The 13,923-nt window shown below is 73.8% G+C and carries 10 protein-coding genes and 1 pseudogene; 6 read left to right on the top strand and 5 right to left on the bottom strand.

From position 1 onward, the window contains the following. Positions 1-56 precede the first annotated feature (56 nt). From ACIQ6Y_RS13075 to ACIQ6Y_RS13060, 4 genes are all read left to right on the top strand, one after another. Entirely contained in the window at positions 57-434 is a 378-nt protein-coding gene (locus ACIQ6Y_RS13075) for a MaoC/PaaZ C-terminal domain-containing protein (RefSeq protein WP_404038288.1), read from the top strand. Continuing rightward, positions 431-1,573, top strand: a complete 1,143-nt coding sequence (locus tag ACIQ6Y_RS13070) for a lipid-transfer protein (protein ID WP_404036741.1) — start codon at positions 431-433, stop codon at positions 1,571-1,573. The genes ACIQ6Y_RS13075 and ACIQ6Y_RS13070 overlap by 4 nt, the downstream gene beginning before the upstream one ends. A 191-nt stretch (positions 1,574-1,764) precedes the next feature. After that, positions 1,765-2,331, top strand: coding sequence for a SigE family RNA polymerase sigma factor (locus ACIQ6Y_RS13065; RefSeq protein WP_404036738.1), 567 nt, complete (start codon positions 1,765-1,767; stop codon positions 2,329-2,331). Between the two features lie 163 nt (positions 2,332-2,494). Next, a complete protein-coding gene (locus ACIQ6Y_RS13060; protein WP_404038286.1) occupies positions 2,495-4,141 on the top strand; it encodes a long-chain fatty acid--CoA ligase in 1,647 nt (548 codons plus the stop codon). A gap of 48 nt (positions 4,142-4,189) precedes the next feature. Here ACIQ6Y_RS13060 and ACIQ6Y_RS13055 read toward each other — a convergent pair whose 3' ends face one another. Together ACIQ6Y_RS13055 and ACIQ6Y_RS13050 are read right to left on the bottom strand one after the other, a co-directional pair. Then, complete coding sequence (locus ACIQ6Y_RS13055; RefSeq protein WP_404036735.1) at positions 4,190-4,444, bottom strand: GntR family transcriptional regulator; 255 nt, start codon at positions 4,442-4,444, stop codon at positions 4,190-4,192. After that, positions 4,441-4,584, bottom strand: coding sequence for a hypothetical protein (locus tag ACIQ6Y_RS13050; RefSeq protein ID WP_404036732.1), 144 nt, complete (start codon positions 4,582-4,584; stop codon positions 4,441-4,443). Before ACIQ6Y_RS13050 ends, ACIQ6Y_RS13055 begins: the two co-directional genes overlap by 4 nt. A gap of 45 nt (positions 4,585-4,629) precedes the next feature. Between ACIQ6Y_RS13050 and ACIQ6Y_RS13045 the strand changes: the two are divergent. Further along, positions 4,630-4,920, top strand: a pseudogene (locus ACIQ6Y_RS13045) (protein kinase family protein); the annotation flags it as partial. A 66-nt stretch (positions 4,921-4,986) separates the two neighbouring features. Here the strand turns inward: ACIQ6Y_RS13045 and ACIQ6Y_RS13040 are convergent. Continuing rightward, complete coding sequence (locus tag ACIQ6Y_RS13040) at positions 4,987-7,227, bottom strand: FG-GAP-like repeat-containing protein (RefSeq protein ID WP_404036729.1); 2,241 nt, start codon at positions 7,225-7,227, stop codon at positions 4,987-4,989. A 134-nt stretch (positions 7,228-7,361) separates the two neighbouring features. Next, entirely contained in the window at positions 7,362-8,570 is a 1,209-nt protein-coding gene (locus ACIQ6Y_RS13035; RefSeq protein WP_404036727.1) for an MFS transporter, read from the bottom strand. Positions 8,571-8,777: 207 nt separating this feature from the next. On the opposite strand from ACIQ6Y_RS13035, the gene ACIQ6Y_RS13030 reads away from it, so the two are divergent. After that, on the top strand, positions 8,778-9,368 hold the full coding sequence (locus ACIQ6Y_RS13030) for a TetR family transcriptional regulator (RefSeq protein WP_404036724.1): 591 nt from the start codon (positions 8,778-8,780) through the stop codon (positions 9,366-9,368). 15 nt (positions 9,369-9,383) lie between these two features. Here the strand turns inward: ACIQ6Y_RS13030 and ACIQ6Y_RS13025 are convergent, their stop codons facing one another. Then, complete coding sequence (locus tag ACIQ6Y_RS13025; protein ID WP_404036721.1) at positions 9,384-13,775, bottom strand: PAS domain-containing protein; 4,392 nt, start codon at positions 13,773-13,775, stop codon at positions 9,384-9,386. Between the last annotated feature and the right edge of the window lie 148 nt (positions 13,776-13,923).

Genomic DNA, 13,923 nt, shown 5'->3' with positions numbered 1-13,923 from the left:
GGTTGCCGCCGCCGGAGACCGTGAGGGCCGGGGACCGGTTGCCGGCGCCGGAGACAGTGAGGGCCGGGGACCCGCTGCCGCCGCTGGAGATCGAGGTGACGCGGACGCTGGTCGTCGCCGGGGCGATCGCCTCGCGCGACTACCAGGACGTCCACCACGACCCCGAGGCCGCCCGGCGCGGCGGCGCCCCCGACATCTTCCTGAACATCCTCACCACGAACGGCCTGGTCGGCCGGTACGTCACCGACCGCTTCGGCCCTACGGCGGTGCTGCGCAGCCTCGCCCTGCGCCTCGGCGCGCCCGCCCATCCGGGCGACACCCTGCGGCTGACCGGCGTCGTGGAGGAGAGCGAGGGCCGGCGGGCCGTGGTCCGGGTGAGCGGGGACAACGCGGCCGGGCGGCATGTCACGGCCACCGCGGAGGTGACCTGGTGAACAGAGGCGTCGCGATCGTAGGGATCGGCGCGACCGAGTTCTCCAAGGACTCCGGGCGCAGCGAGCTGCGGCTGGCGGCGGAGGCGGTGCGGGCCGCGCTCGCGGACGCGGGGCTGGCGGTGGCCGACGTGGACGGCATGGTCACCTTCGCCATGGACACCAGCCCTGAGATCACCGTCGCCCAGGCCTGCGGCATCGGCGAGCTGTCCTTCTTCTCCCGCGTCCCGTACGGCGGCGGCGCGGCCTGCGCGACCGTGCAGCAGGCGGCGCTCGCGGTCGCCTCCGGCGCGGCCGAGGTCGTCGTCTGCTACCGCGCCTTCAACGAGCGTTCCGGCCGCCGCTTCGGCTCCGGCGTACGGCACCGGGAGCCGACCGCGGAGGGCGTCGCGCTGGGCTGGGTGATGCCGTCGGGGCTGCTCACCCCGGCGTCCTGGGTGGCGATGGCCGCACAGCGCTATCTGCATGTGCACGGGCTGACGGCGGAGGTGTTCGGGCATGTGGCCGTCGCCGCCCGCCGGTACGCCGCGACCAACCCGGCCGCACACTTCCACGGCCGCCCGATCACCCTCGCCGACCATGCCGCCTCGCGCTGGATCGCCGAGCCGCTCAGGCTGCTCGACTGCTGCCAGGAGACCGACGGCGGCCAGGCCCTGGTCGTCACCTCCCTCGACCGCGCCCGCGACCTGCCCCACCCGCCGGCCGTCGTCGCGGCCGCCGCCCAGGGCGCGGGCCGGGGCCAGGAGCAGATGACCGGCTTCCACCGCGGGGACCCTGCCGTGCTGGACGAAGCCCGGGTCGTCGCGCGGCAACTGTGGCGCGGGGCGGGCCTCGGGCCGGGCGACATCGACGTGGGCATCCTCTACGACCACTTCACCCCGTTCGTCCTCATGCAACTGGAGGCCTACGGGTTCTGCGGGCCCGGCGAGGCCGCCGGCTTCGTCTCCGACGAGCGCCTGCCCCTGAACCCCCACGGCGGCCAGCTCGGCGAGGCGTATCTGCACGGCATGAACGGGGTCGCGGAGGCGGTACGGCAACTGCGCGGGACCTCGGTGAACCAGGTGGCGGGGGCGGGGCGGGTGCTGGTGACGGCGGGGACGGGGGTGCCGACTTCGGGGCTGGTGCTGGTGGGGGACGGCTGAGCCCCAGGCTGTTTCCGGACGTCATGCCCGTTCTGTCCTCAGGGTCCACCCTGAGACCATCCCGCACCGTCCTCCACCCCCCGTCCACCTACAGGAGGTGGAGCCAGCCCCACCCCTACAACCTGAGGGGGACCGCGCTTCGGGACCTGCGGCCGATCCGCGTGGGCGGCCGCGCTCCTAGCGTGGAGTGCATGACCACACTCGTCTGCACCAGCGCCCCGGAGACGGCCCGACCGGCGGGTCGGGCGCTGCCGTACGCGACGTACCCGTCGTTCTCCTCGTACGTCAGAGCCCGCCGCCCGGTGCTGCTGCGTACCGCGCGGTCGCTGACGTCGAACCCGAGCGACGCCGAGGATCTGCTGCAGACCGCGCTCACGAAGACGTACGTCGCCTGGGAGCGCATAGAGGACCACCGCGCGCTCGACGGCTATGTGCGCCGCGCACTGCTGAACACCCGCACCTCGCAGTGGCGCAAGCGCAAGGTGGACGAGTTCACCTGCGACGAGCTGCCCGAGCCGGAGCCGCTGCCCGGTGAGGGCGACACCGCGGAGCGGCAGGCGCTGCACGACGCGATGTGGCGGGCGATCATGAAGCTGCCGGCGCGTCAGCGGGCGATGGTCGTGCTGCGCTACTACGAGGACCTCAGCGAGGCGCAGACCGCGCAGGTGCTGGGCGTGTCCGTCGGCACGGTGAAGTCGGCTGTCTCCCGGGCGCTGGGCAAGCTGCGCGAGGACGCGGAGCTGGGATTCGTCCGCTAGCGGACCCGGCTCCGGGGCGACCCCTGAGGCGACCTCCGGGGCGGCCCGGATCTGATCGATCATTCTCCCTAGTGACATACCGCGCGGTATGTGCGCAGAATCAGCGCATCCCTTACCGCCGCGTAGGCAATGTCGCCCCCGGGAGGACGCCGTGCTGAGCACCATGCAGGACGTACCGCTGCTGATCTCGAGGATCCTGACCCACGGGTCGACGATCCACGGGACCTCGCAGGTGACCACCTGGACGGGTGAGGCGGAACCGCACCGCCGCTCCTACGCCGAGATCGGCACCCGCGCGGCCCAGCTGGCGCACGCCCTGCGCGAGGACCTCGGCGTACAGGGCGACGAACGGGTCGCGACCCTGATGTGGAACAACGCCGAGCACGTCGAGGCGTACTACGCGATCCCCTCCATGGGCGCGGTCCTGCACACCCTGAACCTGCGGCTGCCCGCCGACCAGCTGGCCTGGATCGTCAACCACGCCGCCGACCGGGTGATCATCGCCAACGGCTCCCTGCTGCCGCTGCTGGCCCCGCTGCTGCCGCACCTGAAGACGGTCGAGCACGTCGTCGTCTCCGGCCCCGGCGACCGTTCGCTGCTCGCGCAGACGACCGCGCAGGTGCACGAGTACGAGGACCTGATCGCGGGCAAGCCGACCGCCTACGACTGGCCCGAGCTGGACGAACGCCAGGCCGCCGCCATGTGCTACACCTCCGGCACGACCGGCGACCCCAAGGGCGTGGTGTACTCCCACCGCTCGATCTACCTGCACTCGATGCAGGTCAACATGACCCAGTCGATGGGCCTCACGGACGAGGACACGTCTCTCGTGGTGGTCCCCCAGTTCCATGTCAACGCCTGGGGCCTGCCGCACGCCACCTTCATGACCGGCGTCAACATGCTGATGCCGGACCGCTTCCTGCAGCCGGCCCCGCTGGCGGAGATGATCGAGCAGGAGCGCCCGACGCACGCCGCCGCCGTCCCCACCATCTGGCAGGGCCTCCTGGCGGAGCTGACCGCGCGGCCGCGTGACGTCTCGACGCTCGTCCAGGTCACCATCGGCGGCTCGGCCTGTCCGCCCGCCCTGATGGAGGCCTTCGACAAGCTCGGCATGCGGGTCTGTCACGCCTGGGGCATGACGGAGACCTCTCCGCTCGGCACCATCGCGCGGCCCCCCGCCGAGGCCGTCGGCACCGACCGCGAGTTCGCCTACCGCCTCACCCAGGGCCGCTTCCCGGCGAGCGTCGAGGCCCGGCTGAGCGGCCCCGGCGGCGAGCGCCTGCCCTGGGACGGCGAGTCCGCGGGCGAGCTGGAGGTCCGCGGCCCGTGGATCGCCGGCGCCTACTACAACGGCCCCGACGCCGAACCCCTGCGCCCCGCCGACAAGTTCAGCGAGGACGGCTGGCTGAAGACGGGCGACGTAGGCACGATCTCCCCGGACGGCTTCCTCACCCTCACCGACCGCGCCAAGGACGTCATCAAGTCCGGCGGCGAGTGGATCAGCTCGGTGGAACTGGAGAACGCCCTGATGGCCCACCCCGAGGTCGCCGAGGCCGCGGTCGTCGCCGTCCCCGACGACAAGTGGGGCGAGCGCCCCCTGGCCACGGTCGTCCTGAAGGAAGGCGCCACCGCCGACTTCCACACCCTGCGCACCTTCCTCGCCGACCAGCGCGGCATCGCCAAGTGGCAACTCCCCGAGCGCTGGACCCTCATCGAGTCCGTGCCCAAGACGTCCGTCGGCAAGTTCGACAAGAAGGTGCTGCGCAGGCAGTACGCGGAGGGCGAGCTGGATGTGACGCAGCTCGGCTGACGTACCCGTACGACGAAACAGCCCCCGGTGCGTGCCGGGGGCTGTTCGTCATGAGGGGGTTTCGGGGGAGGACGGCAGATGGTCCACCACGTAGGTGCCCAACCCGACCTCGCCCCGCGTCCACCCCTGTTCCCGCACGAACTTCATGGCCTTGGCCGCCGTCGCGTTCACCACGCCGAACTCCTGGGCGATCTCCAGCGTCGAGGGCACGCGGGCACCCGGCGGGTATGTGCCGTCCTGAATCCGCCGGATGATCTCCGCGGCGATCTGGCGCCAGAGGGGACGCGTGCGATCAAGGGTCATGCCGGGGCGTCCGGAGCGGGCGGCAGCGGGTCGGCCACGAACGATCCGCGTGCCCGCACCGTCACGACCAGGCCCTGGTCCCGGAGGATGCCCAGCGCACGGCGGACGGTGCCCGGGCCGACCTTGTAGTCGTGGGTCATGGTCAGCTCGCCGGGCAGCCGGGTGCCGGGCGGGTACTCGCCGGAGCGCCTGAGATCGCACGCAGCGTGCTCGCAACAGGCGAGGCCCAACCCACACAGGCAGCCGACATCTACGCGCTGGGCGCCTCGCTGCTCATCTCCGCCACCGGTCGGCGGGCTGTCGAGTACCCGGACGATGCTCCACGCCCCGTCCAGAGGGCGGCCGTGGCGAGCGGGCGACGGCGGGCCGTGGAGGTGCGTGGCGAGATGGGCGAGGTGATCGACGCCATGCTCAGCCACGCTCCCGAGGACCGGCCGACCATTGACGAGGTCGGCAAGGCGCTGAGCTGTCTCTGACGCCCCGCCGCGGCGCTGCTCACCGGCTTCGGTGGGCCCCCGGCGCAAACCGGGGGCCACCCGGGATCAGGCGATGTGGTTGAACTTGCCGCCCTCGCCCGCGTACAGCCCCGTCGTCTGACGGGTGAACGGGGTCGTCGCCGAGCCCGTAGAGCGGTAGACGTACGTGCCGTTGGGGCCGTAGCCGATCAGGTCGGGGCGGCCGTCGGCGGTGACGTCGGCGGTGCCGACGAGGTGGGAGAAGCCCTTCCAGCCGGTGCTGACCTTGATGCGGCCGGTGAAGCCGCCGCGGCCGTTGCCCTGGTAGAGCCACAGGACGCCGGAGGTGTCGCGGGCGACGAGGTCGCCGGCCGAGGTGCCCGCGATGTCGCCGAGGGCGGTGATCTGGTTGTAGATCTGCCAGCCGGTGGCCACCTTGACGCGTGCGGTGAAGGGGGCGGTCGCGCTGCCGGTGCCCTTGTAGAGCCACAGTGCGCCGGAGGTGTCCGTGGCCAGGACGTCCGAACGGCCGTCTCCGGTGAGGTCGCTGCCGCCGGTGATCTTGTTGTAGATCTGCCAGCCGGTGCCGGCCTTCACGCGGGAGGCGAAGGTGCCGTTGCCCTTGCCCTGGTAGAGCCACAGGACACCGGAGGCGTCACGGGCGACGACATCGCCCGCGGACGTGCCGCCGATGTTGCCGACCGCCTCTATCTGGTTGTAGATCTGCCAGCCGGTGGCGACCTTCGTGCGCTTGGCCGGGGTGACCTGGCCGCCCGAGGGCCAGTCGAGGAGGTCGTCCCGCCACAGCACGCCGGAGGCGTCCCGCGCGAGGACGTCCGTCGAGCCGTTGTCGTTGAGGTCGTGCGGGTTGGCCTGCCGTGTGACCTGCAACGTCCCCGAGGCGGTCGCCGGGCCGCCGATGCCGTCGGCAGGGGTGGCGGAGATCTGCCAGGTGTAGTCGCCGTTCGGGGCGCTGATGCCGTCCAGGACGCCGTCCCAGGTGAAGCCGAAGCGGCTGCCGGAGAGCGGCTGGGCCAGGTGCTGCGTGAGCTTTTTGCCGGTGGCCACGTGGGTGAGGGTGACGTCCACGGTGGCGTTCGGGCGGGACAGCGTCCACTCCATCGGGACCGTGGTGCCCGGCTTCTCCAGGCTCACCGAGGCCGGGACCTGCGCGTCGGTCACCTGCACGGCCAGGACCCGGCCGGTCTGCGCCACGAGGGTGGCGCTCGGACGGCCGTCGTCCCCGTCCCAGATCCGGAACAGTCCGTCGGCCTCGGCCGTGGCGCCGCGCACGAGCAGGCTGCCGTCCGGCGCGTGGGCCACGCTGGAGAAGTGCTCCAGGAGTTTGTACGGCGCGGCGGTGGAGGTCTTGATGCTCCGGGCGTACAGCGGGCTCAGTGTCTCGGCGTCGGCCTTGCCCGGGACGCCGTAGAGCAGCGTGTCCCGGCTGATGCCGGCGATGACGGCCCCACTCATGGAGCTGTCCATGGCGAACCGCTGGTGGGCGTACGTCCCGTCCACGACGAGTTCGGTGACCCCGGACCGGTACTCGACCGCCGCCTCGTAGTCGGCGCTGTAGGCGCCCGTCGACTCCTGGGTCCACCGGGCGGTGCTCCACCTGCTGCCCGACTCCAGCGTCTGGCCGCTGTCGACGGTCGTGCGCGTCCTCCAGAATTCGGTCCGGTACGTCGCCGAGCTCGGGAACACCCGGTTGCTGCTCAGGACGAGCAGAACGTCGCTCGTGGAGGCGACGACCTTGAAGTCCATGCTGTAGGGGCTGGCCGAGCGCTTCGTCTTCTTGGCGAGCCCGTCGACATGGGTGAGCTGCCACAGTTCGTGGTAGTCCCCGGTGGTCGGCACGCTCACGAACAGGTTCTCACCGGCCGCACCGACGAGCTTCGACCCGGGCGCGAACTCGGCCGCGAGGTCGAACGACACCGTGGTCCCTCCGGCGCCCGGCGTCATGTTCTGCAGGAAGACCGTGCTGCCGCCGTCGCCGGTCACGACGATGTCCGACTGGCTGTCGTATCCCACGACGCCGTGGCCGACCGGCAGCACCGAGCCGTCGGCGTACGTGTGCCACTCCAGGAGCGGGTTGCCGGCCTCGTCCTTGCGGGACGTGAGATAGCCGCTGTCGCCGGTGCTGACGATCTCGGCGTCGAGGGGCAGCTGCGCCACGTCGGCGGCGGTGGCGGTCGCCGTCGCCGTCACGGCGGCGGGCGCGGCCACGGCCCCGGGCGTGGCCAGGACACCGGTCCCGACCGTCACGGCGAGAACGGTGGCGACGCAGGCGCCGAGACGACGACGGGTGGTGCGAACGGAAGCCAAGGAAGTCCCTCCTGATGAACAGAGCGGCAGGCACATCGGTGCCAGCCGCTCGCTCAGACATACGAGAGACCACAGGGGTTGTACGAGTTGTTCGTGTGACTCCTGTTGCGACGGCCTGTCGCGTCACCCCAGCCTCACCCCCGCCTGGCCCGTACGGCCGTCAGCCCCCACCCCAGCACCAGCCACACCCCGGCCAGCCCCGCCACCCCGCTCCAGCCGAACCGGTCGAAGGCGGGGCCCGCGAGTGCGGAGGCGACGGCGCCGCCCGCGAAGCCGGAGACGACGTAGGCGGTGTTGGCGGCGGCCGGCGTGCTGGTGGAGGTCAGGGCGAGGGTCTGGTTGGCGACGTGCGCGGCGACGAGGGCCGCGTGGATGAGGAGCGCGGCGGCGAACAGGGCCGGCATGACGTGACCGCCCAGCCAGAAGAGGGGGACGGAGAGCGCCGCCAGCAGGTACGCCCCGCGCACCACCTTGGCCGCGCCGAAGCGGTCGACCAGGCCGCCCGCGGGCAGCGCCACCACGGCGGAGGCCAGCCCGAAGAGGCCGAACAGCCCGGCGGCCGCGGTCGACAGGTGGTACGGCTCCCCGGTCAGCAGCAGCGTCAGCGAGGTCCACAGCGCGCTCCAGGCGCCGAACATGCCGGCCTGCCGGACGTTGGCCCGCCACAGCTCGGGCGAGCGGCGGACCAGACCGGGCAGCGCGGCGATGCCGGAGAGCAGCGAACCCGTGCGCGGGCGGTGCTGCGAGGGCAGGACGACCGCCGTGGCCAGGCCCAGCACCAGCGTGAGCGCACCCGCGCCCGCGAAGACCCAGCGCCAGCCGAATGCCTCGCCGACCAGCGCGCCCAGCACCCGTGCGCCGACGATGCCGGTGAACAGCCCCGCTATCACGGCCGCGACATGACGGCCCCGGCGCTCGGCGGGGGCGCGTTCGGCGACCAGCGGCACCAGCAGCTGGGGCACGACCGTCGCGGCCGAGGTGACGAACACGGCGGCCGCCAGCGCGGTGGCGCCCGGCGCGACGGCACTGGCGGTCAGCGCGGCCGTGGTCAGCACGGTCAGGCCGATGACCAGCCGGCGCCTGTTGACGGTGTCGCCCAGCGGCGCGAAGAACAGCAGGCCGAGGGCGTAACCGGCCTGCGCGACGGAGGCGATCCAGGCCACCCCGGAGGGCGCCGAGCCGAAGTCGCGGGCGATCAGGGAGAGCAGCGGGGCGGCGAGATAGATGTTGGCCGCGGTGACCGCGCTGGCCACCGCGAGAAGGGTGAGGAAGAGCGCGGGCGCGGTCCGGGGCGGGGCCGTGTGCGCAGTCCTGGTGGGGGTCGCTGACGTCACTGACGGCATCGGGAAGGAACTCCTCCTTCGAGCGCGGCTCCGGCGAGCGGCTCTTCCGAGCGGCTTCGACGAGCGGCTCTTCCGAGCGGCTCCCTTCGAGCCGGCTCCAATAACTAACCAGTTGGTTGGAACGTGAGGTGCAACAGCATGCTCCGCTCGCGAATTCCTTGTCAACCAACTAGTTGGTTATGTGACTGCCGCCGTTACCCTGTCCCCATGGGAGCAGTCAGGGACCCCGAGGCCACCAGGGCCCGCATCTTCGACGCGGCCGTCGCCGAGTTCGCCCGCCACGGCATCGCGGGCGCCCGCATCGACCGCATCGCCGCCGAGGCCAAGGCCAACAAGCAGCTCATCTATGCCTACTTCGGCAACAAGGCCGAGCTGTTCACCCACGTCCTCGAGAAGAAGATGCTCGACCTCGCGGCCGCGGTCCCCGTCCTCCCCGACGCCATGGACGCCTGGATCGACCGGCTCCTCGACTACCACGCCGCCCACCCCGAGCTGCTGCGCCTGCTCTTCTGGGAGGGCCTGGAGTACGGCACCCGCGAACTGCCCGACGAGGCCGAACGCCAGGACCACTACGCCCACAAGGTCGCCACCCTCCGCGACGGCCAGGAGCGCGGGATCATCAGCGACGCCATCCCCGCCCGCGACCTGCTGTTCCTGCTGGTCGCGATGGCCAACTGGGCCGCCGTCGTCCCGCAGATGAAGCGCATCCTGGTCGGCGGCGAGGACACCGACGCCGACCGCCTGCGCGCCTCCATCAAGGAAGCGGCACGCAGACTGGTCGCGACGCAGCCGACCTGATCCGGGAGACAGGCCCTAGTTGGTCCCGATGCGGGCCAGCAGGTCGACGATCCTGGCCTGCACCTCGGCGCTCGTGGAGCGCTCGGCGAGGAACAGTACCGTCTCGCCCGACGCCAGACGCGGCAGGTCCGCCGGGTCGACCGCGGCCGTGTACACCACCAGCGGGGTGCGGTTGAGCTGCCCGTTCGCGCGCAGCCAGTCCACGATGCCGGCCTGGTGGCGGTGCACCTGCATCAGGTCCATCACCACGAGGTTCGGCCGGAACTGCCCCGCCAGCGCCACCGCGTCGGCGTCGCTCGCGGCCCGCGCCACCTGCATCCCGCGCCGCTCCAGCGTCGCCGTCAGCGCCAGCGCGATCTCCGCGTGCTCCTCGATGAGGAGGACCCGCGGCGGGTGCTGCTCGCTGTCGCGCGGCGCCAGCGCCTTCAGCAGGACCGCCGGATCGGCGCCGTACGCCGCCTCGCGCGTGGCCTGCCCCAGACCGGCCGTCACCATGACCGGCACCTCGGCGGTGACGGCCGCCTGCCGCAGCGACTGCAGCGCCGTCCGGGTGATCGGCCCGGTCAGCGGGTCGACGAACAGCGCGGCCGGGAACGCCGCGATCTGCGCGTCCACCTCCTCGCGCGAGTGCACGACGACCGGCCGGTACCCGCGGTCGCTCAGCGCCTGCTGCGTGCTGACGTCCGGCGCGGGCCACACCAGCAGCCGCCGCGGATTGTCCAGCGGCTCCGGCGGCAGCTCGTCGTCCATCGGCTGCGGCCGCGGCGTGTCCGCGACCTCCACCGCACCGCCCGGCCCGTCCAGCGGCTCGGGCCCCTCGGCGGCGTTCTCGTCCGGAGCGCCTATGGCGTACGACCGCCCCGCGCCCTCCGACGCGTTCGCGCCCGGCAACGGCTGCCCGGCCGGCGTCTGCCCGGCCGGCGTCTGCCCGGCAGGCGCCTGCCCGGCCTGCGGATGCGGCCGCGCCGACTGCTCCGCCCGTACGTCGCCCGGCCGCACGTCGCCCTGTCGTACGGCGGTGGGGTCCGGGGGCGTGCCGAGCTTGCGGCGTCGCCCGGAGCCGCCCGGCTGGTGCGGGGCCGGAGTGGCCGTCGGCAGCGGCTGGGGCTGCTGCACCTGCTCGGCCTGCCGGGTGAACGGCACACCCTGCCCCAGCGTGCGCACGCTTATGGCACGGCCCTGCGTCGAGTTCGGGTCCACCGGGACGGAGGCTTCGGCGGGCAGCGGCTGCGCCGCGGGGGCGCCGGGGGGCCAGGCCGTGGGCCTCGGGGTGCCCGCGGCCGGCGTGCCGGGCGTCTGCTGGGCCGGGGGCAGCGGTGCCGCCGGGGTGGGGGTGCCCGCTGCCGGGGTCGCGGGCGCCTCCGCGGGGAGCGGAGCCGCGGCCGGAAGGGGCTGGGCCGGGGCGGGCGCGGGCTGGGATCCGGCTTCTGCTGCCGTCCTCGGCTGGGCTGCGGGCGGGGCCTGCTGGGCCGGGACGGTCTGCGCCGGGGCGAGCTGGACGCCGTGGCCGTGGGTGCCCTGGGCGGGGAGGGGCTGGGGCGGGGCCATGGGGGTGCCGTGGCCGTGGGTGCCCGTGACCGGGACGCCCTGGCCGTGGGTGCCGTGCGGGGCCTGCGTGCCCTGGGGTGGCGTCGGCGTGCCCGGAGCCGGAGCCGCCGGGACGTTCTCGCCGTGTGTGGCCTGGGCCGGGACGCTGACCTGGCCCGTCGCGTTGTCCGGCTGCGCGGCCGGGACGCCCTCGGCGGACGGCGGCGCCACGGCGCGGCGACGGCGTCCGGTGGGCGCGGTCGTGGGGTGTGGCTGCGGCGGGGTGTGGTCGGCGGACTGGTCGTGCGGGACCGCGTCGTGCCGTCCGTCGTCGTCGGAGGGGACGGCGGACGGGAGCCCCTGCGCGGGGACGGGGGCGGGGGCGGCAACCGGTGCGGGTGCCGGTGCCGGTGCCGGAGCAGGTGCGGGCAGTGGCTGACCGCCGTGCCCGCCGTGCCCGCCGGGGGCGTCGGGAGTGGCGTCGGCCGGCCGGTCCGCGTCCGCGGGGGGCAGCGCGAACACCGTACGAGGCGCCGCCTCCTGCGCGTTCGCCCGCTCCTGCGCGGCCGCGAGGGCGCGCCGGCGGCGCCCGGTGGGCTGCGCTCCGGAGGCGAGTTCCAGGGCCCGCACCTCGGCCGGCTCGGCGGATGCCATGGGCAGCGCGGCCGGCAGCGCGTGCTGGTCGGGGGCGTGGCGGGCCCGCCGTCCGGTCGGTGCGGGCACGCCCTGCGGCGGCACGGTCCCGCCCAGCCCGGTCCCGACGGCCGCGGTGCCCGCGGCATGCTCGTCGGCGGTGACGACGGAGCCCTCGGCGACGCCGTTCACCGCCACGGCAGCCCCGTGCGGCACCGGCAGACCGGCCCCCGCGCTCGCGTCGGCCGTCTCACCGCCCGCAGGCTCCGCCGGACGCCCGCGACGCCGCCCGGTACCGCTGCCCGAGGGCTCGGCGGCCTCCAGTGCGGCGGGTGCCTGCGGCTGCGGTACGTCCGCCGCGGCGGCCGCGCGCCTGCGGCGCCGTCCGGTCGGCACGCCCGTCTCGGTGTCGGTGCCGCCGTCGGCCGCGCCAGGAACTTCGCCGGGGACCTCACCGGGGAGCTCGGCGTCCAGGAAGGCGTCGGTGGAGCTCCGCCGGGCCCGCCGTCGGCCGCCCGAGGTCTGCCCGGCCTCGGTGGGCGCCTCGGGCGCGGGGGCCTGCGCGGCCTCGGCGACAACGGAGCCCGCGCCGCTGCCGATCGGCACTTCGAGGACGTACGCGTTGCCGCTCATCCCCGGCACCTCGTGCGTCTGCAGGACGCCGCCGTGCGCCCGCACGATCCCGCGGACGATCGGCTCGTGCACCGGGTCTCCCCCGGCGTACGGCCCGCGCACCTCGATGCGGACGACCTCGCCGCGCTGGGCGGCCGCGACGACGACCGTGTTGTCCATGTAGCCGCCCGCGGACACGGGCGCGTTGCCGGTGGCGTCGACCCCCGCGACATCGGCGACCAGGTGGGCCAGCGCGGTGGCCAGCAGGGCCGGCTCCACCTCGGCCTCGATGGGCGGCGCGTGCACGGCGAACTGCACGCGGCCGGGCCCGATCAGCTCCACGGCCCCGTCGACACCCGCGGCGACGACGGAGTCGAGCATCACCTTCGTACGGGCGATCTGGCCGCTGCCCGCGTCGAGGCGCTGGTAGCCGAGGACGTTGTCGATGAGGGTGGTGATGCGGGAGTAGCCCGCCGAGAGGTGGTGCAGGACCTGGTTGGCCTCGGGCCACAGCTGTCCGGCGTCGTCGGCGGCGAGCGCGGCCAGCTCCCGGCGCAGCTCGTCCAACGGCCCGCGCAGGGAGCCGCCGAGCAGCGTCAGCAACTGCTCGTGCCGGGCGGCCAGCGCCTCGTAGCGGTCCTTCTCGCGCTCGGCGAGGGCGGCGTACCGGTCCTCGCCGGCCGCCAGCTCCTCCGCATGCGCCTCGCGCAGCTCCTCCAGGTCGGCGGCGTGCTGCTCGCGCAGCGCGGTGAGCTCGGCGGCGTGCTCCTCGGCGAGCCGCTCCAGCTCCTCGGCGTGCGCGGCCTCGAGGGCGGCCTTCTCCTCGGCGAGGGTGTCGTAGGGCCGGCGGTCGGCGAAGGTCAGGACGGCGCCGACGAGCTGGTCGCCGTCGCGCACCGGAGCGGTGGTGATGTCGGCGGAGACCTTCTCCCCGCTCTTGGACCACAGCACCTGCCCGCGCACCCGGTGCTTGCGCCCGGAGCGCAGGGTGTCGGCGAGCGGCGACTCGTCGTACGGGAACGGGGAGCCGTCGGCGCGCGAGTGCAGCACGAGCGTGTGCAGCTCCTTGCCGCCCAGGTCGCTGGCCCGGTAGCCCAGTATCTGCGCGGCGGCCGGGTTGACCAGGACGATCCGGCCGTCGGTGTCCGTGCCGACCACGCCCTCCGAGGCGGCCCGCAGGATCATCTCGGTCTGCCGCTGCGAGCGGGCCAGCTCGGCCTCGGTGTCGATGGTGCCGGTGAGGTCGCGCACGACGAGCATCAGCAGCTCGTCGGCGGCGTAGCCGTAATTGTCGTACGCCTGCTGGCCGTTCTCCAGATTCGCGCTGGTGACCTCGACCGGGAACTCGGAGCCGTCGGTGCGGCGCGCGATCATCCGGGTGGGCCGGGTGCGGGCGCGCGGGTCGACGTGGTCCGGGCGGCGCATGGAGCCGGGGATCAGCTTGGAGTCGAACTCCGGCAACAGATCGAGCAGCCCGCGCCCGACGAGTGCCGTACCCGGTGCCTCGAACGCCTCCAGCGCGATGGCGTTGGCGTTGACGACGGTGCCGTTGGCGTTGACCAGGACCAACGCGTCGGGCAGGGCGTCGAGTATGGCTGCGAGGCGAGCAGCGCCTCGGGGTGGCCTGCTGCTCACGAGACGCTTCCCTCCTGTTACCGCACCTTGCCGACCGCTCGGGCCATCTTGCCGACCGCTCGGGCCATCTTGCCAACCGGCCCGCAGGGTGTCACGCGAGGGAGTCTAAGGGCTGACGTTGCGCTCGCGACGCCCGATACGGCAGACG

Origin of the sequence: Streptomyces sp. NPDC096205 (assembly GCF_044763135.1) — a bacterium.
Lineage (GTDB): Bacteria > Actinomycetota > Actinomycetes > Streptomycetales > Streptomycetaceae > Streptomyces.
Note: the sequence above shows the minus strand (reverse complement) of the source record. Positions and strands in the feature narration are given on the sequence as shown.